The sequence below is a fragment of the Streptomyces sp. genome (assembly GCF_035644915.1).
Taxonomy (GTDB): domain Bacteria; phylum Actinomycetota; class Actinomycetes; order Streptomycetales; family Streptomycetaceae; genus Streptomyces.
Genome location: NZ_DASQNP010000008.1, coordinates 1 through 20,019 on the forward strand (window position 1 = coordinate 1; position 20,019 = coordinate 20,019).

Consider the following 20,019-nt stretch of genomic DNA (forward strand, 5'->3'; position numbering starts at 1 on the left):
ACGAAGGACCATGCCCGGGCGATGCGGCTGTCGCGGGCGCTGGACTTCGGCTGTGTGTGGATCAACACCCACATTCCGCTGGTGGCCGAGATGCCGCACGGCGGGTTCAAGAAGTCCGGGTACGGCAAGGACCTGTCCGCCTACGGGCTGGAGGACTACACCCGCATCAAGCACGTCATGACCGCCCTGTGACCCGCTGACCGCCCCCGGCTCCTCGGCCCCCGCACCCCCGGAGGTGCGGGGGCCGACCGGTCCGTCCACCGCGCGGGACGCGCGTGGCGGACCGGTGACGCGAAGCGACCGAACGGGGGAGCGGACCAGGTGGACCGTCCGTGGGGTCCGGCCTCCGCGCGCACGACGCGGTCCGGCGAGGGACGGCGCGGACCGCGTCCGGACCACGGAGAGCAGCAGAGGACGTGACCACACCCCCGCACCCGCACCAACCCGCACCCTAGGGCCCCTCCGGCCCACAGCCGCAGCGGCCCTACGCCGGTGTGCCGACACGGCCCGCACCGTACGGGCACCCCGGGCCGTACGGGCAGCCCCCGGTGGGTCCGCCGCCGCGACGGAGGGGCAACGCGGGCAAGGTGATCGGCGTGATCGCCGCCGTGCCGGCCGGCGGGTACGTCCTGCTCCGGGCGGCCGCCGAGGTGTACGCCGGCGGTGCGCCCCCGAACCCGGACCCGACTCCCGCGTACACCCTCACCCCGCCCCGCACCGTCGAGGACGGCGGGCCGACCCTCTCCGGGGACCTGAGCGACACCTTCCAGCGCGTCACCGGACCGGGCCCGACGGCGGTGGCCGGCCGCCACGACGACGGGTCCGGCGACGAGGAACTGCCGTACCTCGGGCACCACGGGGACACGGGCGGCTCCGAGGCGCCGGAGGAACGTCCGCTCGACGACACGGAGGGGGCCTCCTCCCTGAGCGTGGCCGTGCCCCGCCGGGACGTCACCCCGGCGGATTCCGGCGAGCCGCTGACGTGCGAGGTGCTGATCAGGTCCGAGGACGGCGAGGAGCACACCATTCCCCTGTGCGCCCGGGGCGACGCCGGGGCCATGGGCTCCGTCGCGGACAACAGCCTCGACGCCTTCGCCCACGCGCCCGAGGACGTGGACCTCGACGCCTTCGCCGAGCGGGTGAGCGGCATCCGCGACGAGGTGTGCGGGCCGGTCGGCCGACCCCGGCCCCTCAGCGCCGCGGGCCCAGCAGACCGCGCAGGACGTCGACGCGGTTGGTGGTGATCGAGTGGACGCCCATCGCGATCAGACGGCGCATCGCGCGGGCCGTGTCCGGGGTCCAGCACGAGACGAGCAGGCCGTCGCGGCGGGCCCGTTCCACCAGGGGCGGGGACAGCAGGCCGAAGCGGTAGTTGAGCCAGCGGGGGCGCAGGCCGGCCAGCAGGGCGGGGCGCACGGGGGCCGCGCGCGTCCAGGTGAGGGCGAGTTCCGCGCCGGGGTCCGCCGCGCGGACGGCGGACATCGCCGCCGGGCCCCCGCACCAGTACACGCGCCCGGCCGCGCCCGCCGCGCGGACCTCGGCCACGGCGGCGGACGCGGCCCCCGGATCCGGCAGATCGACCATCAGGCGCGCCCCGGCCGTCGCCGCCAGGGCCTCCGCCAGGGCGGGGACGCCCGCCGGGAGGTCGCGGTCGCGGACCTCGGCCAGCGGACGGTCCACCCCCCACAGGCGCTCCAGCGTCGCGTCGTGGAGCAGGACCGGCGTGCCGTCGGCGGTGAGGCGCACGTCCACCTCCACCGCGTCCGCGCCCGCCGCGAGCGCGGCGCGGACCGAGGCCAGGGTGTTCTCGCGCTCGCGGTGGGGATGGCCGCGGTGGGCGACCGCCAGCACGTCCGGCCCGCTCACCGGCTCAGGCCGACCACGAGGCGAGGTGGGCGTCGATCTCGGCGAGCAGGGACGACTTGACCCGGTCGGGGGCGAAGGAGGCGGTCACGGCGTTCCTCGCCAGCGCCGCCACCCCCGCGGCGTCCAGGTTCAGCAGCCGGGCGGCGATCTCGTACTCGGTGCACAGGTCGGTGCCGAACATCGGCGGGTCGTCGCTGTTGACCGTCACCAGCACGCCCGCCTTGGCCATCTCCACCACCGGGTGCTCCTCCAGAGACGCCACGGCGCGGGTGGCGAGGTTGGAGGTCGGGCAGACCTCCAGCGGAATGCGGTGCTCCACCAGGTGCTCCAGCAGCCGCGGATCGCGCGGGGCGCTGGTGCCGTGGCCGATGCGCTCGGCGCGCAGGGAGGTCAGGGCGTCCCAGATCGTCTCGGGACCGGTGGTCTCGCCGGCGTGCGGGACGCTGTGCAGGCCCTCGGCGATGGCGCGGTCGAAGTACGGCTTGAACTGCGGGCGCGGCACCCCGATCTCCGGGCCGCCCAGGCCGAAGGAGACCAGCCCCTCGGGACGCAGCTCGCAGGCCAGCCGGGCGGTCTCCTCGGCGGCCTCCAGACCCGCCTCGCCGGGGATGTCGAAGCACCACCGCAGGGTGACGCCCAGCTCGGCCTCGGCGGCCCGGCGGGCGTCCTCGATCGCCTCCATGAAGGCCTTCTCCGGTATGCCGCGCCGCGTCGAGCTGTAGGGGGTGACGGTCAGCTCGGCGTAGCGGATGTTCTGGCGGGCCATGTCCCGGGCGACCTCGTACGTCAGCAGCCGGACGTCCTCGGCGTCGCGGATCAGGTCCACCACGGACAGGTAGACCTCGACGAAGTGCGCGAAGTCGCGGAAGGTGAAGTACTCGGCGAGCGCGTCCTCGTCGGCCGGCACCGCGGAGCCCGGGTGCCGGGCCGCCAGCTCGGCGACGATGCGGGGGGAGGCGGAACCGACGTGGTGGACGTGGAGTTCGGCCTTGGGGAGGCCGGCGATGAAGGCGGACAGTTCACCGGATCCGGAGCCGGTGCCGGGATTGGACAAGGTTCCTCCAGACGGACGGGGGCGCGGGCCATGGTAGGCGGGCGGCGGGGCGCCGCGCATGCGCACATACGATGGCCGCACACGCACCGAGGAGGGGGACATGCCCGAGAGCCAGGGCCCGCCGGAACACCGTGCCCCGGGGGGAGGCCGGGAGGAGGGCGCGCCACCCGGCACGGCCGGCGGACGGGGCGGCCCGCCCCCCGCCGAGCAGCCGACCGTGACGGCGCTCCCGTCGCCCGGCGGACATCCGCAACCGCCGCAGCAGCAGCCGTACGGGCCGCCCGGTCCGGGGTGGACGGCGCCCCCGCCCGCGCCCGGTCACGGGTACGCGCCCGGATACGGGTACCCGGCCGGGTACGGGTACGCCTGGACACCGCCCCCGCCGCCCCCCTCGACCAGCGGCATCTGCACCGCTGCGATGGTGCTCGGCATCATCAGCGTCTTCCTGGTCACGACCGTCTACGGCATGGTCGTCGCCATCCTCACCTCGCCCTTCGCCATCGGCCTGGGTCTCTCGGCGCGGCGCAGGATCAAGCGGGGCCAGGCGTACGGCAGCGGCCAGGCGACCGCCGGACTCGTCCTCGGGATCGTCTCCTTCGTGGTCTGCGCCGCCGTCGCCACGCTGATCGTCCTCGCCATCACCGTCTGGAGCGACGACCGGGAGAGCGACGACTCCGGGGAGACCGGCCACACCTACAACGCGCAGGCCGCGGCCACCGCCGTGCCGGCCGCCCCGGCGGTGACCCCGGCGAGGTGACGGCGGCGGAGGCCCGGGCCCCGGCCGCGTCCGCCGGGAGCCCGGCCTCCCCGGCCCGGACGGCGGCCAGCAGCGGCACCCCCAGGCACCAGGCGGCCAGCACGTCCAGCGGCCAGTGGTACCCCCGCCACACCAGCCCCGCGCCCACGGCGGCGCACACCAGCACGGCGGCCGCCGGCAGCGCGCGCCGCACGCGCGGGGGAACGTGCGGCAGCACCAGCAGCGCGGCGGCGCCGTACGCCACCGCGGCCGTCGCCGCGTGGCCGGAGGGGAAGTACCCGGTGCCGCCGAGCGGGCCGGGCCGGTCGGTCAGCGCCTTCAGCGGCGCCACCACGGCCGGTACGGCGGCCATCGCCAGCGCCGCCGCCAGCGGCGCCCGCCACCGGCGCCCGCGCAGCCCCGCGTACAGCAGCGCCGCCGCCAGGACGGGCAGCGCGACCACCGCGTTGCCCAGGTCGGCGAGGAGTTCGGCGAACACGGTCGGCGGGGCGTTCGCCCGCAGCTCCCGGGCCAGGTCCTCGTCCGCGTCCGCCAGCGGCCCGCCGGCCACCACCTGCCAGGCGGCGGCGGTGAAGACCAGCAGCGGCAGGAGCAGCGGCAGGAGCACCGCCCGGGCCGTCCGCGACAGGACGGCGGACACCAGGGACGCCGGGACAGTACGAGACGGCGACCCCGGAACAGGGGGGAGGGTTCCGGGGCCGCCGTGGCGACCGGTCACCGCGCGCCCCGGGGGGTATGGGGCGGGCGGCCGTCCGATCGGTGAGGAATGTGCGCGAGGGCACAACCGGGCCGGAGAAGGGGAACCACCGGCTCGGTGCCGTCCGCGGTCGCCCACGGACGGGACACTGCGTTCCGTGGAAGACCGTACGACAGGCGGCGGGCGGCGGACAGGCGTGTCACCGCAAGGCCATGGCCTTCGCACACGTTCTTCACGCCGCCCCTCACGCCCTCACCTCACTCCAGGCCCGCGAAGGCCTCCTCCAGCACGTCCAGGCCCTCGTTCAGCAGATCCTCGCCGATGACCAGGGGCGGAAGGAAGCGGATCACGTTGCCGTAGGTGCCGGTGGTCAGCACCAGCACACCGGCCTGGTGGCAGTGCTTCGCGACGGCGGCGGTCGCCTGCGCGTCGGGCTCCTTGGTGCCCGGCTTCACCAGCTCGATGGCGAGCATCGCGCCCCGGCCGCGGACGTCGCCGATCACGGCGTGCCGCCCGGCCAGCTTCTCCAGCCGCGGCTTCATGATCTCCTCGATGCGGCGGGCCCGGGCGTTGAGGTCCAGCTCGCGCATCGTCTCGATCGCGCCCAGCGCGGCGGCGCAGGCCACCGGGTTGCCGCCGTAGGTGCCGCCCAGGCCGCCGGCGTGCACGGAGTCCATGATCTCGGCGCGGCCGGTGACGGCCGCCAGCGGCAGACCGCCCGCGATGCCCTTGGCGGTGGTGATCAGGTCGGGGACGATGCCCTCGTCCTCGCAGGCGAACCACTGGCCGGTGCGGCAGAAGCCGGACTGGATCTCGTCCGCGACGAAGACGATCCCGTTCTCCTTGGCGAACTGCGCGATGCGCGGCAGGAAGCCCCGGGCGGGCACGATGAACCCGCCCTCGCCCAGCACCGGCTCGATGACGATCGCGGCGACGTTCTCGGCCCCGATCTGCTTGGTGATCCGGTCGATGGCCTCGTCCGCGGCCTCCTGCGCGCAGTTCTCCGGGCCGGTCGGCCAGCGGAAGGGGTAGGCCACCGGCACCCGGTAGATCTCCGGCGCGAACGGGCCGAAGCCCTGCTTGTACGGCATGTTCTTCGCCGTCAGCGCCATGGTGAGGTTGGTGCGGCCGTGGTAGGCGTGGTCGAAGACCACGACGGCCTGGCGCCCGGTGTACGAGCGGGCGATCTTCACGGCGTTCTCGACGGCCTCGGCACCCGAGTTGAACAGCGCCGACCGCTTGGCGTGGTCGCCGGGCGTGAGCTTCGCCAGCTCCTCGCAGACCTCGACGTACACCTCGTACGGGGTCACCATCGCACAGGTGTGGGTGAACTGCTCCAGCTGCGCGGCGGCGCGGCGCACCACGGCCTCCGCGCTGTTGCCGACCGAGGTCACGGCGATGCCGGAGCCCAGGTCGATGAAGGAGTTGCCGTCCACGTCCTCCAGGACCCCGCCTCCGGCGCGGCGGGCGAACACGGGCAGGACGGCTCCGACGCCCCCGGCCACGGCCGCCTGCTTGCGGGCCATCAGCTCCTGCGACTTCGGCCCGGGGATCGCGGTGACGACACGGCGCTCCTGGGGGAGGGCGGGACCTCCGGACAGTTCGGTCATGGCGGGCTCCTCGGTATGAAGGGGTGCTGCTCCTTCGCAGGCTAGGGGGAGGAAAAGGGCACCGACATGCACCGCCGCGGAGAAGTGGCCGCGGCGTGTTGGCCGCGGTGGACATGGCCGGTTCCGTACGGCGGCCAACTGCCCCGTCCGGAGACTAGATTGGGACGGTGGACGGGCAAGGGCGTGCCGGGCGAGGAGCAGGACGGCGAATGGTGGGCGACGGGGCGCACGGAGCATGGGACGCACGGGGCTCGCAGGGGGCCCCGGGGGGAGCCGAGGCCGTACCGGCGATGCCGCTGACCCCGCCCGCGCCCCCCATGCCGCGGCAGGCGCCCGCGGCCGGGCCCTTGCTGGGCGAGTGGCTGCGCACGCCGCGGCCCGAGGCCGGGCCGGGCATCTGGCGGTACGGGCACCGGCCCAGGCCCCCGGAGGACCCCGACCGGCTGGACGACCGGCAACTGCTGGGCGGCGCGGCGCTGGCGCTGCTGTGCGGGCTGCTGGTGTGGTCGCTGAACTACAACGGCTACCTCCCCCCGTTGATGTGGCCGCTGGACTGGTTCACGCCCGACTCCTGGAAGGGAGACGGGATCTTCGTCACCGCCGCCTACGTCTACTACGCCCTCGTCGCCGTCCTGCTGGCGTGGATCTTCGGCCGCATCGGCCACTGGGGCGAGGTCTGGCGGCGCTACGTGCGCCCGCGGCTGTCCGGCCCGGACGCCGGGGCCGCCGGGGCCGCTCCGGCGGCCGTGCCCGAGGGCGGCCCCGGCGACCCGGCCGTCTGGCCCCAGCTACGGGCCGTCGGCGAACACGCCGCCGCCGACCGGCTGACCGCCGAGGTCCACGCGGGGCGGATGAACGACGTGGACTACGTCCGGATCGACCGCGCCTGGCAGGTCGTCCGGGCCCGGCCCTCCCACCTGCCCTCCTTCACCGAGGCCGTGCTCGACCGGGGCGCCGCCGCCTTCACGCACCCCTCCGGGGACCGGGACCTGCCCGCCCGGGCGGCCCGCCACGACCTGCTGACCGGGCAGGTGCGGCTGGGCGCCGCGCCCGACGAGGACCGCAACCCCCACGCCTACCGGGGCGTCTCCCTCGCACTGGAACCGGCGCTGCTGAGCACCTCGCTGCTGGTGGTGGGGCCGTCCGCGGCCGGGAAGACCAGCCGCGTGGTGCGGCCCGTGGTGGAGTCCCTGGCGCTCCAGGCGCTGGCCGGACGGGCCGCGGTGGTCGCCGTGGGCACGGCGGGCTCCGGGCTCGGCTCCGACGAGGCCTACGACGTGGTGATCAGGCTCGGCAGCCCCGGCTCCGCCCACGACCTCGACCTCTACGGCGGCACCGAGGACCCGGACGAGGCCGCCGCCGTCCTGGCCGAGGCGCTGGTCGGGGACGCGCCCGGCGGCCCGGGCGTCCAGGGGAGCGAGGCGGACACCCGCCGCGCCGCCACCGCCCTCGCCCAGCTCATCGGCCCCTACCGGGCCGCCCACGGCCGCTTCCCCTCCGTGCCCGAGCTGCGCGAGCTGCTGGACGGGGTGCCCGTCGCGCTCGCCGCGCTGCGTCAGGCGTGCGAGGCGGCCGGGGACGGCGCCGCCCTGCGCGAACTGGACGCCCGCGAGCGCCAGTCCGGGCGCCCCGGGGATCCGGGGCCGCTGCTCGCCGACCGGATCGCCCTGCTGGACCGGCCCGCGTTCGCCGGGTTCTTCGACACCAGCGGCACCACCCGCCCCTTCGCCATGCGCGACCTGGAGCATCCGCTGCGGGTGCGGATCGACCTGCCCGAGCGCGGGCACGCCGAGGCGTCCCGGCTGCTGGCCCGGCTGCTGCTGGCCCAGTTCACCACCTGCGCCGCCACCCGCGACGAGCGTTCGCTCTTCGCCTGCCTGGTGCTCGACGACGCCGCGCACACCCTCACCCCCGCCTCCGTGCGCGCCGTCCAGCGGCTGCGGACCGCCAACGCCGGCGTGGTGCTGGCGCTGCGCAGCCTGGACGAGGTGCCCGAGCCGCTGCGCGCGGCGGCGGTCGGGGCGGTCGGCTGCCGGGTGGTGCTCTCCGGCGTGAGCACCTGGGACGGCGAGGTGTTCGCGCAGGCGTGGGGCCGGGAGTGGGTGAAGACCGAGGACGTCACCCACAACCCCGACTTCTCCGGCGGCCTGGTCAGGCGTGGTCTGCGCGGTATCCGCACCCTGTTCACAGGGGTGCGGGCGACCACCCGGTCGGTCACCGTGCGCACGGTGCAGCGGGAGCGGTGGTCCGCCTCCGACCTCGCCCACAAGGTGCCGCCGGGCCACGCCGTGGTGTCGCTCACCACGGTCCGCGGCGAGGCGAGTCCGCCGGTCCTGACCAGGCTCGGGGAGTGACGGGAACGGCACGCACGGGGGCGCCGGAAGCACGGGGGAACGCCGGAGGACGGAGGCGGCGGAAATACGGGCGGCAACGGGAGCAGAGGGAGATACGGGGGAGCGAAGGGGGACAGGGGGCGCGCGGCGGCGCATGCGGCTGTACGGTTGGGCATAGTCCGGCCTCGTTCTCACTACCGAACGGCCAAAAAGTCGTCACACGTCACCCGTCTGCCGGAGCCGCCGACAGATGCGGCCGGCCGCCGGAAAGGGCCCCAGGTCAGCCATGCCGCTCACCCTTGCCTCGCTGGTGCAGCACTCCGCCCTCAGGCTCACCGTCCTCGCGGGCGAGAGCCGGCTGGACACGCCCGTGCGCTGGGCGCACGTGAGCGAGCTGGCCGACCCCGTGCCGTACCTGGAGGGCGGGGAGCTGCTGCTGATCACGGCGATGAAGCTCGACGTCGAGAACGAGGACGCGATGCGCCGCTACATCGGCCGGCTGGACGGCGCCGGTGTGGTCGGGCTGGGCTTCGCGGCCGGGGTCAGCCACGAGAAGGTGCCGCCGGCGCTGCTCGCGGCCGCCCGCGAGGCGGACTTCCCGCTGCTGGAGGTGCCCCGGCGCACTCCCTTCCTGGCCATCAGCAAGGCGGTCTCGGCCGCCATCGCCGCGGAGCAGTACCAGGCGGTCACCGAGGGCTTCGAGGCCCAGCGCGAGCTGACCCGCGCCGCGCTGTCCGCGCGGGGCCCGGCCGCCCTGCTGGCCAAACTGGCCGCCCACGTCGACGGCTGGGCCGCCCTCTACGACGTCTCCGGCACGCTGGTGGCCGCCGCCCCCGCCTGGGCGTCCCGCCGCGCCGCCCGGCTGACCGGCGAGGTGGAGCGGCTGCGCGACCGGCCCGCGCCCGCGAGCGCCGTGGTGAGCGGGCCCGGGGGCGGCGACCGGGTGGACGACCGGGTGGAGCTGCAGTCGATCGGCTCCGGACGGCGCCCCCGGGCCGTGCTCGCGGTCGGCACGGGCGCCCCGCTGGGCACCGCCGGGCGCTACGCCGTCAACTCCGCCGTCGCCCTGCTGACCCTGACCGCCGAGCGGTCCCGCGCCCTGCAGGAGGCCGAGCAGCGGCTGGGCGCCGCGGTGCTGCGGATGCTGATGGCGGGGGAGGCCGACCACGCCCGGGCGGTCGCCGGTTCCCTCTACGGCGGGCTGCTGGACGCCCCGCTGCGGGTGATCGTGGCGGAGGGCGTGTCCGGCACCGCGGGCCGGCGGCGGACGGCGCCGGAGACCGGCGGAGGCGGGACGGAGACCGTGCCCGGCGGCCCGCAGGAGTCCGACGGCGGCCTGCCCGCCGGAGTGGAGGCGCTCGCCGAGCGGGTCGAGGCCGCCGCCGCCCGGGCCGGGGAGGCGGTCCTGCTGGTGCCGTACGGCGGCCGGCTGACGGGACTGGTCGCGGACGGCGGGGCCGCGGCGGCCGCCTGCGCGGACTTCGCGGCCGAGACCGAGACGGAGGGCAGGGGCAAGCCGGCGGGCGGCGGTGAGCGGGGGGTGGTCATCGGCGTCTCGGCCCCCACCGGGATCGCCGCCGCGGCGGTGGCCTTCAAACAGGCCGGCCAGGCGCTGTCCGTCGCCCGCCGCCGCGGCCGGGTGCTCGTCGAGCACGAGGACGTAGCCTCCGGGTCGGTGCTTCCGCTGCTGGCCGACGACGCCGTGCGCGCCTTCGCCGACGGCATGCTGCGGGCGTTGCACGAGCACGACGCGCACGGCCGCGGCGACCTGGTCGCCTCGCTGCACGCCTGGCTGTCGCGGCACGGGCAGTGGGACGCGGCCGCCGCCGACCTCGGCGTCCACCGGCACACCCTCCGCTACCGGATGCGGCGGGTCGAGGAGATCCTCGGCCGGTCGCTGGACGACCCGGACGTGCGGATGGAGCTGTGGCTGGCGCTCAAGGCGACGGCGACCGTGCCCCCGGCCCGCGTCTCCGCGGGAGCGGGCCGGGGACGGGCCGGCTAGGACCGGCCGGCCCCGGGCGGGCCGGGGGCGGGCAGCGGTCAGAAGACGGTCAGGAGGTGCAGTACTGCGCCGCCTTGCCGATCGAGCGGTACATGCAGTCGGCGTTCTCCAGCAGCAGCAGGACGGCGTCCTCGTTGCGGCTGGTCTCCCGCTCGATCACCTCGTCCGGCGGGTAGAAGCCCTCGGCGCCGTTGGGCCCGGGGTACATCTCGAAGGTGTAGCTGAAGATGCGGTGCCGGCCCCACATCCAGTCGTTGATGCCGCCGTCCGTGATGTACAGGTCGCTGGACTGCTGCGGGGTGTAGCCGTTGCTGGCGGCCATCGCCCTGCCGACGGCGGCGAAGGCGTCGCGGTCGTCCCGGGTGAGCCCCTCGGCGGTGTCGTCGTAGGTGTAGCCGTACGGCCACAGCACCAGCTCGCTGTAGGTGTGGAAGTCGATGTGCGCCCTGATCTGCTGCTTCCCGCCGACGACCCGGCTGTTGACGAAGTCGGCGACGACCTTCACCTCGGGCGCGGACCCGGCGGACGGGCCGCGGTAGGTGATGCTGGAGGGGCTGGAGGAGGAGCCGCCGCAGCAGCCCCACTGGTAGGGCCAGTTGCGGTTGAGGTCGGTGCCGATGGCGGAGGAGCCGGGGGTGGGCTGGCGGTTCTTGCGCCAGCTCCGGTAGCTGCCGCTCGCGATGTCGTACTCGCCGCCGTCGGGGTTGACGTCCGCGATGACCCACAGCTCGCGCTGGTCCACCATCCGGGTGATGCGGGAGTCCGAGCCGTAGCGCTCGCCGAACTCCCGGATCACGTAGAGCGCCATCTCGACGGTGAGGTGTTCGCGGGCGTGCTGGTGGTGGGTGAACAGCACCTCCGGCTCGCTCTCGTCGGTGCGGGCGTTGTCGCTGATCTTGACGGCGACGATGTTCCGGCCCTGGTAGGAGGTGCCGATGACCCGCTTGGCCATGATGTCCGGGTACTTCTGGACGTACCCGTCGATGGCGGCCATGGTCTCGGCGTAGTTGTGGTAGCCGGAGTCGGCCGGCGGGAAGTCGAGGGTGCCGGCTCCGCCGTCCGCCGGTGCCCGGTCCGGCGGGGCGGGGAGCGCGGTGAGGCGGTGGCCCGCCTTCCGCAGCTTCTCGGCCTGCGCGGCGTCGGCGGTGACCACCACCGAGTGCTCGCGCACCGCGTCGATGGCCGCGCCGGTGCGGGCGATGGCCGTGCGGAGGTCGGCGCCGGTGACCCCGGCGATCTCGTACTGCCGCTCGCCCGCGGCGGTCCGCGGGCCGCCGTCGGGGGGAGCGGCGGTGGCCTGTGCCCCGAGCGGAACGGCCAGTGCGAGGGTGAGGAACAGGGCCGCGGTGGTGAACCGCCGGCCGTGGGGGCGTCTGCGCATCGCGTCTCCTGGGGTGTCCAGTTCGACGGGTGGGGGTAGTGCGTGCCGTGTCATGGTCGCGGCAGAAGAGGCGGAGGGCAACGGCGCCGCCTGCCGGAACCCCGCCGAAGACCTGCCGAAGACCTGCCAAAGAGGTGCAAGGGGCCGCCGGAGTGCGACGCGCCGGACAAGGGTGCCGCGCGGACGGGGCCCCTACGGTGGGAGGGCGGGAGCCGGCCGCACCGCCGCCGGGCCCCGACCACCGACAGACCACCGACATCGCTCCACCACTTCGGAAGGGCCGGGATACGCAGTGAGCACAGCGACACCCACCCACGCGTTCTGGCTCGCCGGCCGTCAGGCGACCGGCGACGAGACCCTGACGGTCACCTCGCCCTGGGACGGCCGGACCGTCGGCACCGTCGGCGTCCCCACCGACGACCAGGTCGAGCAGGCCGTGGCCGCCGCGGCCGGGGTCGCCGCCGAGTTCGCGGCCACGCCCGCGCACGTCCGCGCCGCGGCCCTCGACCACGTCTCGCGGCGGCTCGCGGAGCGCACCGAGGAGATCGCGGAGCTGATCTCCGCCGAGAACGGCAAGCCCATGAAGTGGGCCCGCGGCGAGGTCGGCCGTGCCGTTTCGGTCTTCCGCTGGGCCGCCGAGGAGGCCCGCCGCTTCAACGGCGGCACCGCCCAGCGGCTGGACTCCGACGCGGGCGGGACCGGCCGCCTGGCCCTGACCCGCCGCTTCCCGCGCGGGCCGGTGCTGGGCATCGCGCCGTTCAACTTCCCCCTCAACCTGTGCGCCCACAAGGTCGCCCCGGCCATCGCCGTCGGCACGCCGATCATCCTCAAGCCCGCCCCGGCGACCCCGCTGTCCGCGCTGCTCCTGGGCGAGCTGCTGGCCGAGACCGACCTGCCGGCCGGTTCCTGGTCGGTGCTGCCCGTGCCCAACGACCGCATGCCGGCCCTGGTGAAGGACGAGCGGCTGCCGGTCATCTCCTTCACCGGCTCCGGCCCCGTCGGCTGGTCCCTGCTGGACTCCGTGCCGCGCAAGCACGTCACCCTGGAGCTGGGCGGCAACGGCGCGGCGGTGGTGCTGGCCGACTACTCCTCGGAGGCCGACCTCGACTGGGCCGCGCAGCGCATCGCGACCTTCTCCAACTACCAGGGCGGCCAGTCCTGCATCTCCGTCCAGCGCGTCATCGCCGACGCCTCGGTGTACGACCGCCTGGTGCCCAAGGTGGTCGCCGCGGTCGAGGCGCAGGTCACCGGCGACCCGTCGGACGACGCCACCGACGTCGGCCCGCTGATCAACGAGGACGCCGCCAAGCGCGTGGAGTCCTGGGTGGAGGAGGCGGTCGCCGCCGGGGCGAAGCTGCTGACCGGCGGCAAGCGCGACGGCGCCGCCTACGCCCCCACCGTCCTCACCGACGTCCCCGCCGACGTCACGATCTCCTGCGAGGAGGTCTTCGGCCCCGTGCTGACCATGGCCTCCGTCGAGGGCGAGGAGGCCGCCTTCGCCGCGGTCAACGACTCGAAGTACGGCCTCCAGGCGGGCGTGTTCACCCACGACCTGCAGGCCGCCTTCCGCGCCCACCGCGCCCTGGAGGTCGGCGGCGTGATCATCGGTGACGTGCCCTCCTACCGCGCGGACCAGATGCCGTACGGCGGTGCCAAGGAGTCCGGTGTGGGCCGCGAGGGTGTGCGGTTCGCGATGGAGGACTACACCTACGAGCGGGTGATGGTCCTCACCGGCCTGGAGCTGTAGGCCCGGACCGCCGGAGACCGGCCGCACCCGTCCTGGCGTGCTGTGCATGCCAGTAGGTGCGGGCCGGGTGGGAACACCGCCGACAGACTGGTCGGGGCGACCGGAGAACTGCTCCGGGAACGCGGACACACCGGTACCAGCCCCCGGGCCGTCCAGCAGCGGGCCGGGATGGACCGGGACGGCATGCACCACCACTTCGACGGCAAGCCCGCCCTCGCCGCTCGCCGCTCGCCGCTCGCCGCCGTCCGCCGCAACGCCGAGCGGCTGCGCGCCGCCGCCGAGGCCGACCCGAACGGGGAGGGGAGCGCGACCGGGCGTACCTGCGGCGCGAACGCTGCATGCCGCGCGGCTGCCGCCTCGGCGGCCTCGCCCAGGACCCGGAGGGCGTCGTCGGCCCCGCGCTGCGCCGCCCCCTGGAGGAGACCTCCGACCGGCCGTGCGGCGGGATCGCCGCCGTACTCGAAGAGGGCCGCGACCGCGGCGGCGATCGGCGCGGTCGTCCAGGGCGGCTACGTCCTCGCCCACACCGCCGCCTGAGCGGCGACTTCGGGCGCCCGGCCGTGCGGACCTGGCACGGCCCCGCGCACGGCACCGTCCCGCGCGCCGCCGAGCGCCTGACGTACGCACACCATCGACGAGGACGAGGACGAGGACGCGGACGAGGACGCGGCCGGGCGCGTCGAGCGCGCGCTCCGGGGGACGAGCGCGGCCGCCCGCGAGCCGGGTACGCACTCCGCCGCCCTCGCGCTCGGTCCGCACCGCCGGGAACCGGACGACGAGCGGGCGGCCGTGGCCGGACCGCGCGCCCGGCGGGCGTGCGGTGGTGCGGCGTCCGCCCGGTTCAGGCCTCGTGCTCCGGCCGCGGCGCGAGGACCCGGTCGCGGAACTCCTGGAAGGCGTGCCAGCCCGTGCCGTCCCCCTCGGCCAGGAAGTCCCCCTCGGAGCAGTCCACCGCCCGGCACCCCAGGGCCGCCGCCATGCGGTGGATCACCGGCAGTACGTCGTCCCCGCCGCCGCGGACGTGCAGCATCACCGACTCCACCGGGTCCCCCGCCCCGATGTTCAGCTCGACCGACCAGGTGGGGCCCTCCAGGACGCCCCATGCGGGATCGGACAGGTCCACTCCGGGCACGGCCGCCCGCAGGGCGTCCCGGACGCGGGCGGCACCGCCGATCGGGGGCGGGGAGAGGCCGTCGGGCAGGTCGGACACCGAGGCGGCGTCGGCGGGCAGGGGCAGCAGCAGGACGTCCCAGCTCATGGGCACCTCCACGGGTGATCGGTTCCCGGGACCGTACCCGGCCGCTGTGACAACGGGCGTGCGGAGGCCGCCGCGGCCCGGCACCCGGAAGGAGCGGTGGCCGGGCCGCGGCGCGGGCCCGCCCGGCGTCAGGTCGCCCCGGCGGTCGGGCAGCCGCCGAAGCCCAGGCGGGCCAGTCTCACGGGGCCGTGCAGGGTGACGCGCAGGTCGTGGACGCCCGAAGGGGGATCGGGCAGGGCGGCCCGCACGGTGGTGTAGGCGTAGCGGTCGCCGGTGGCGGGGACGGTCAGGGAGGCCAGCGGGAGGCCGTCGCGTCCGCCGTCCAGGCGCAGGACGACCGTGGCCTCGCCCGGCTCCTCGCGGGCGGCCTCCACGGTGACGGTGGCAGCGGCGGCGCCGGCGGTGGCGCCGGTGCCGAAGTCGCAGTCCCGGAAGAGCAGTTCGGCCGGCCCCGGCCCGGCCGGGGCGACGGCGTCGCCGCGCTCCCGGTCCAGGTCGACCAGTTCGGTGCCGCGCTGCTCGTCGTAGTCGGCGGCCCGGACGGACCCCACCGGGCGGGGGGCGGGGGGCTCGCCGGCCACCCGGACGACCGCCGACCGCCGGATGTCGGCGCTGGAGGAGCCGACCTCGACGCCGTAGGCGCCCGGGGTCACCGTCCAGCGGCCGTGGGCCACGTCCCAGAGGCCGAGGGCCTCCGACAGCGGGACGGCGAACTCCACCCGCCGCGCGGCGCCGGGCGCCAGGCGGATCCGGCGGTGGGCGGCCAGGGCGCGGCGGGGGCGGGGGAGCGCGGGGCCGGCGACGTCGAGCGCGCGGACGTAGAGCTGGACGACCTCGTCGCCCTCCACCGGGCCGGTGTTGGTCACCGTGCAGCCGGCGGTCAGCACCTCGCCGTCGTGTCCGGCGGTCAGCCCGCCGTACGCGAAGGAGGTGTACGACAGCCCGTGGCCGAAGGGGTAGAGCGGCGTGCCCTCGAAGTACAGGTACGTGGTGCGGGCGCCGATGACGTCGTAGTCGAGCAGGCCGGGCAGGTCGGCGTCACCGGCGTACCAGGTCTGCGGCAGCCGTCCGCCCGGCGCCGCGTCACCGGCCAGCACGGCGGCCAGGGCGTCCCCCGCGGCCTGCCCGCCGTGGGCCGTCCACAGCAGGGCGGGCAGTTCGGCGTCGGCGTCCCGCACCGCGTAGGGGTAGGACGAGGTGAGCACCAGCGCGGTGCGCGGGTTGGCGGCCCGGGCCGCCCGCCACAGGCGGTCCTGGTGCGGGGGCAGGGCCAGGGTGGTGCGGTCCTCGGTCTCGCGGCCGTTGATGTGGGGGTCGTTGCCCGCCACGACGACCACCACGTCGGCGTCCGCCGCGGCGGCGGCCACCGCGTCCTCGCCGCGCTCGACGGTCTCCACGGTGAACGCCTCGCCGCCCTCGCCCTCCCCGGCGACCCGGACGCCCTCCGGGGCGGCCCGCACGTACCGGCCCGTCCCCCGGTGCCACAGCAGGTGTCCGCCGTCGCCGTGCGGCCGCAGCTCGAAGGTCTCCTGGACCACCCAGCCGCCCGGCTGGTCCGCCGAGGCGCGCAGGAAGCCGTCGTCGGCGACCGACAGGTAGCGGCCGTCGCCCGCGCGCAGCGTCAGCACCCCGCCGCCCCAGTCCACCAGGGCGAACACCTCCCGGCCGGTGCCGTCGGGGGCGGCCTGGACCACCAGCGGCGGCAGGTCGGTGCGGCCCCGCAGCAGCGCCGGGTCCACGGCCCCGCCCGCCGCCGGGGCGTCGGCCCCGTTCGTGTTGGTCCCGGCCGCGCCGGCCCCGGCCGTGCCGGATCCGGCCTCCGGGACGGCGAGCAGGCCGCCCGCGCAGCGCAGACGGACCCGGTCGGCGCCCTCGGCGTACGTCACGCGCCCGTCCCCGAACCGCCTCCGCAGGCCGTCCAGCGGGGTGGAGCGGCGCAGGAGCGTGCCGCTGTACCAGTCGAGCTTGCACTCGTCGGCCAGCAGCCCGACGACCGCCACCCGCACGCCCCCGGCCAGCGGCAGCAGACCGTCGTTCCTCAGCAGCACGACCGCCTGCTCGGCGGCCTCGCGGGCCAGCTCCCGGTGCCCGGGGGTGTCGAACGCGGCGTCGCCGCCGTCCCGGCCGTCCCCGCCGCCTCCGGGGTCGAACTCGCCCAGCGCGCAGCGCATCGTCAGCAGCCGCCGCACCGCCGTGTCGACGTCGGCGGGCGTGATCAGGCCGCGCTCCAGCGCGCGGCGCACCCGGGCGACGGTGACCGAGGAGTCCTCGCCGTGGTCGGTGAAGCTGTCCACACCCGCACGCAGGGCGGCGGCGACGGCCTCCTCGTGGTCGGCGACGTACGCCTGGGAGCCGGCGAGGTTGCTGGGCGCGCCCGCGTCCGAGCACACCACCAGCTCGTGGCCGCACCAGGTGCGCAGCTCCTCGGCGAGCAGCGGGGAGAGGTGGTTGGGGCGGCCGTTGACCAGGTTGTACGCGGGCATCACCCCGGCCACCGCGCCGGCCCGCACCGGGCCGCGGAAGGCGGGCAGTTCGTACTCGTGCAGCACCCGCGGCCGCACCGACGCCGAGGAGGTGTCCCGGTCGGTCTCGTTGTTGTGCGCCAGCCAGTGCTTGAGCACCGGCGCGGTGCGCCAGCGCACGGGGTGGTCGCCGCGCAGGCCACGGGTGTAGGCGGTGGCCAGGGCGGCGGTCAGGCGGGGGTCCTCGGAGTAGCCCTCCTCGTTGCGGCCCCACAGCGGATGGCGCAGCAGGTTGACCGTGGGCGACCAGACGTTCAGGCCCACGCGCGGATCGCGGGCCCGCATCGCGCGCACCTCGCGGCCGACGGCCTCGCCGACCCGCCGCACCAGCTCGTCGTTCCAGGTCGCCCCCAGCCCCACCGCCTGCGGGAAGACCGTCGCCGGTCCCATCCAGGCCACGCCGTGCAGGGCCTCCTGGCCGGTGCGGAAGGCGGCGATGCCGAGGCGCTCCACCGCGGGCGCGAACTGGTGCAGCATCGCGATGCGCTCATCGGACGTGAGCCGCGCCAGGAGGTCGCCGGCGCGCTCGCCGGCGGGCAGCCGCGGATCGCGGAAGGGCGGCTGGTCGGTGCTCACGTACGGGTCCTTCCGGACGACGGGTACCTGACGCCCCGACCGGCGTCACCGATCGATGCGGTGGCTTGGATTCGAAGCGCTTCGATGCTGAGGGGCGCGGAGACGGCTGTCAAGGCACCGGACGGAAAACCACCACCCGTACCCCCGAACTCCCCGTAATCAAGCCGTAGTAAGCGCTTTGACGTTTCTCCGTCCCGACTCTTGCGCGGCATGACCCTCCCACCTAGTCTCGGCGCCTGTATCGAAGCGCTTCGACCCATCAGCTCCCCGGCAGGGCCCCTGCCGGACGCCCGCCGCTCCCGCCGACGCGCCGCCACGAAGGGTTGCCGCCATGCCCCAGAGCCACCGCCCGAGCCGGAGAACGTTCCTCGCCCAGGCGGCCGTCGCCGCCGCGGCGGCCGGCGGCGCGCCGCTGCTGTCGGCGTGCTCCTCCGGGGGCGGCGGGAACCGGAACGAGGGCACGACGACCAGGAAGGACGCGGAGAGGATCCTCCCGGCGTACACGGCCTCCCGGCCCGTCGAACCGGACATCCCCGGCAGGAACGGCTCCCGCCCCGGCTTCACCGGAAAGGCCCGGCCGTACGCCGACCTGCCCGCCTCCGTGCCGGAGAAGACGGGCCGGGGCGGCCGCGTCACCGTCATGAGCCCGCTGTGGGGCACCCCGCCCGAGAAGGACTGCGCCTACTACCGGGCCGTCGACGAGGCCATCGGCGTGCACGTCGACTGGGAGACCCAGGACGGCAACACCTACGGCGAGAAGCTCGGCGCCGTCCTGGCCTCCAGCGGCATCCCGGACGTGGTGGTGATCCCCAGTTGGGAGATGCAGGGCAGGATCCGCAGCGCGATCGACAGCCGCTTCGCCGACCTCGGCCGGTACCTGTCGGGCGAGAAGGTGAGGAAGTACCCCAACCTCGCCGCGATCCCCACCGCCGCCTGGCAGATGTCCATCTTCGGCGGGAAGCTGCGCGGGCTGCCGATCCCGTCCGGCGCGGTGGACATCATCATCCCCTACTACCGCCAGGACGTCTTCGAGGCCAAGGGCTGGGAGGTCCCCACCAGCGCCCGGGAGTTCCTGGACCTCGCCAGGGAGATCACCGCGCCCAGGGCCAGGGTGTGGGCCTGCGAGGACATGAAGTGGACGGCCTTCAACGTCTTCGGCGTGCTGCCGGAGAAGCCGTACTGCTGGGAGCGGCAGGGGGACGGGCTCGTCCACCGCATCGAGAAGGACAACTACCTCGAAGCGCTGGAGTGGACCCGCAAGCTGTACGCCGCCGGGGTCGTCCACCCCGACGCCAGGACCGGCCGCGGCGACGCGGGCACCCGGTTCACCGCCGGCCAGTCGCTGATCATGAACGACGGCAACGCCAAGTGGTACGGCTGGACCTACGAGCAGAGCGAGCAGAACCCGGACTTCCGCGTCCAGGGCATGGACATCTTCGGCCACGACGGCGGAGACCCGCGGCTGTACTTCGCCAACCCGGCCGGCATCTGGGCCTTCATCAACGAGAAGGCCTCCGAGGAGACGGTCGAGGAGTGCCTGGCCATCGCCAACTTCGCCGCCGCCCCTTACGGCACCAAGGAGAACCGCCTGGTCAGGTATGGCGTGGAGGGCACCCACCACACGCTGGAGGACGGCGTGCCCACCAAGACCGAACAGGGCGTGGCCGAGGTCCAGGACACCTACTTCTTCGTCGCCGGCGCCGAGGCCGTCGCCGCCTTCCCCGACCACCCGCAGGTGGTCGAGGACTGGTGCGCCTGGCAGCAGCGGATGGGCGCGTTCATGAAGAAGCCGCTGCTGTACGGGATGCAGGTCCGCGAACCCAACCGGTGGGCCAACATCGGCGACCAGTTCGAGGACCTGGAGGACGACGTCGTACGGGGCCGCAGGAAGGTCTCCGACATGCAGCGGGCCGTCGAGGACTGGCGGCGGGCCGGCGGCGACCGGCTGCGCGACTGGTACCGGAAGCTGATCGACGAGGTCGGTGAGTCCGCCGCCTGACGGACCCGCGCACCCGGGCTCCCGGCCCGCCGCGGGCGCATCCCCGCGGCGTCCCCACCGGGCCGGGCGCCGGAACGAGGCTGACGAGGAGAGACCCGTGTCCCACAGCACGGCCCCGGGCGGGGCACCGGCCGGCGGCACCGGACCGGCCGGTCCGGCCCCGGCACCCCACATCGCCCCGGCCGCCCCGGCCGGCCCGCCCGCCGCGGACGGC

General features: G+C 75.6%; 15 protein-coding genes. 8 read left to right on the forward strand and 7 right to left on the reverse strand.

Annotated elements, in window-relative coordinates; genetic code table 11:
- Together VE546_RS01530 and VE546_RS01535 are read left to right on the forward strand one after the other, a co-directional pair.
- The coding region (locus VE546_RS01530; protein ID WP_324916996.1) for an aldehyde dehydrogenase family protein at positions 1-192 on the forward strand (192 nt) is incomplete at its 5' end.
- Between the two features lie 404 nt (positions 193-596).
- Positions 597-1,244, forward strand: coding sequence for a hypothetical protein (locus VE546_RS01535; RefSeq protein ID WP_324916999.1), 648 nt, complete (start codon positions 597-599; stop codon positions 1,242-1,244).
- On the opposite strand, the gene VE546_RS01540 is transcribed toward VE546_RS01535, so the two are convergent.
- Together VE546_RS01540 and VE546_RS01545 are read right to left on the reverse strand one after the other, a co-directional pair.
- A complete protein-coding gene (locus VE546_RS01540; RefSeq protein ID WP_324917001.1) occupies positions 1,192-1,866 on the reverse strand; it encodes a glycerophosphodiester phosphodiesterase in 675 nt (224 codons plus the stop codon). The two genes, VE546_RS01535 and VE546_RS01540, sit on opposite strands and share 53 nt — an antisense overlap.
- 4 nt (positions 1,867-1,870) lie before the next feature.
- Complete coding sequence (locus VE546_RS01545) at positions 1,871-2,920, reverse strand: adenosine deaminase (protein ID WP_324917004.1); 1,050 nt, start codon at positions 2,918-2,920, stop codon at positions 1,871-1,873.
- Between the two features lie 418 nt (positions 2,921-3,338).
- On the opposite strand from VE546_RS01545, the gene VE546_RS01550 reads away from it, so the two are divergent.
- Positions 3,339-3,677: a DUF4190 domain-containing protein gene (locus VE546_RS01550; protein ID WP_324917007.1), complete on the forward strand. Its 339-nt coding sequence runs from the start codon at positions 3,339-3,341 to the stop codon at positions 3,675-3,677.
- On the opposite strand, the gene VE546_RS01555 is transcribed toward VE546_RS01550, so the two are convergent.
- Positions 3,559-4,317 carry a phosphatase PAP2 family protein gene (locus VE546_RS01555; RefSeq protein WP_324917010.1) on the reverse strand — a complete coding sequence of 253 codons (759 nt, stop codon included), beginning with the start codon at positions 4,315-4,317 and terminating at the stop codon, positions 3,559-3,561. The genes VE546_RS01550 and VE546_RS01555 overlap by 119 nt on opposite strands.
- Positions 4,318-4,631: 314 nt before the next feature.
- Positions 4,632-5,984, reverse strand: a complete 1,353-nt coding sequence (gabT, locus tag VE546_RS01560) for a 4-aminobutyrate--2-oxoglutarate transaminase (RefSeq protein WP_324917013.1) — start codon at positions 5,982-5,984, stop codon at positions 4,632-4,634.
- Positions 5,985-6,193: 209 nt separating this feature from the next.
- Here gabT and VE546_RS01565 point away from each other — a divergent pair, with 209 nt between their 5' ends.
- On the forward strand, positions 6,194-8,338 hold the full coding sequence (locus VE546_RS01565; protein WP_414720371.1) for an ATP-binding protein: 2,145 nt from the start codon (positions 6,194-6,196) through the stop codon (positions 8,336-8,338).
- A 265-nt stretch (positions 8,339-8,603) separates the two neighbouring features.
- Positions 8,604-10,322 (forward strand): PucR family transcriptional regulator, encoded by a 1,719-nt coding sequence (locus VE546_RS01570; protein WP_324917016.1) that lies wholly within the window; start codon positions 8,604-8,606, stop codon positions 10,320-10,322.
- Between the two features lie 49 nt (positions 10,323-10,371).
- Here the strand turns inward: VE546_RS01570 and VE546_RS01575 are convergent, their stop codons facing one another.
- Complete coding sequence (locus tag VE546_RS01575; RefSeq protein WP_324917019.1) at positions 10,372-11,703, reverse strand: M14 family metallopeptidase; 1,332 nt, start codon at positions 11,701-11,703, stop codon at positions 10,372-10,374.
- A 292-nt stretch (positions 11,704-11,995) separates the two neighbouring features.
- On the opposite strand from VE546_RS01575, the gene VE546_RS01580 reads away from it, so the two are divergent.
- Both VE546_RS01580 and VE546_RS01585 read left to right on the forward strand, forming a co-directional pair.
- On the forward strand, positions 11,996-13,450 hold the full coding sequence (locus VE546_RS01580) for an aldehyde dehydrogenase family protein (protein ID WP_324917022.1): 1,455 nt from the start codon (positions 11,996-11,998) through the stop codon (positions 13,448-13,450).
- Between the two features lie 183 nt (positions 13,451-13,633).
- Complete coding sequence (locus tag VE546_RS01585) at positions 13,634-13,987, forward strand: hypothetical protein (protein WP_324917025.1); 354 nt, start codon at positions 13,634-13,636, stop codon at positions 13,985-13,987.
- Between the two features lie 304 nt (positions 13,988-14,291).
- Here the strand turns inward: VE546_RS01585 and VE546_RS01590 are convergent, their stop codons facing one another.
- The gene (locus tag VE546_RS01590) at positions 14,292-14,708 is read right to left on the reverse strand and encodes a hypothetical protein (RefSeq protein ID WP_324917028.1); all 417 of its coding nucleotides are present in this window, start codon (positions 14,706-14,708) and stop codon (positions 14,292-14,294) included.
- A 128-nt stretch (positions 14,709-14,836) separates the two neighbouring features.
- Positions 14,837-17,806 carry a glycoside hydrolase family 3 C-terminal domain-containing protein gene (locus VE546_RS01595; RefSeq protein ID WP_324917031.1) on the reverse strand — a complete coding sequence of 990 codons (2,970 nt, stop codon included), beginning with the start codon at positions 17,804-17,806 and terminating at the stop codon, positions 14,837-14,839.
- A 331-nt stretch (positions 17,807-18,137) separates the two neighbouring features.
- On the opposite strand from VE546_RS01595, the gene VE546_RS01600 reads away from it, so the two are divergent.
- Entirely contained in the window at positions 18,138-19,805 is a 1,668-nt protein-coding gene (locus tag VE546_RS01600; protein ID WP_324917034.1) for an extracellular solute-binding protein, read from the forward strand.
- The last annotated feature ends 214 nt before the right edge of the window (positions 19,806-20,019 follow it).

Bases quoted from the DNA above. Each gene is read 5' to 3' on its own strand.
- VE546_RS01585 (WP_324917025.1), top strand. From the start codon at position 13,634: ATGCACCACCACTTCGACGGCAAGCCCGCCCTCGCCGCTCGCCGCTCG.
- VE546_RS01565 (WP_414720371.1), top strand. From the start codon at position 6,194: ATGGTGGGCGACGGGGCGCACGGAGCATGGGACGCACGGGGCTCGCAG.
- VE546_RS01590 (WP_324917028.1), bottom strand. From the start codon at position 14,708: ATGAGCTGGGACGTCCTGCTGCTGCCCCTGCCCGCCGACGCCGCCTCG.
- VE546_RS01575 (WP_324917019.1), bottom strand. From the start codon at position 11,703: ATGCGCAGACGCCCCCACGGCCGGCGGTTCACCACCGCGGCCCTGTTC.
- gabT (WP_324917013.1), bottom strand. From the start codon at position 5,984: ATGACCGAACTGTCCGGAGGTCCCGCCCTCCCCCAGGAGCGCCGTGTC.
- VE546_RS01550 (WP_324917007.1), top strand. From the start codon at position 3,339: ATGGTGCTCGGCATCATCAGCGTCTTCCTGGTCACGACCGTCTACGGC.
- VE546_RS01600 (WP_324917034.1), top strand. From the start codon at position 18,138: ATGCCCCAGAGCCACCGCCCGAGCCGGAGAACGTTCCTCGCCCAGGCG.
- VE546_RS01570 (WP_324917016.1), top strand. From the start codon at position 8,604: ATGCCGCTCACCCTTGCCTCGCTGGTGCAGCACTCCGCCCTCAGGCTC.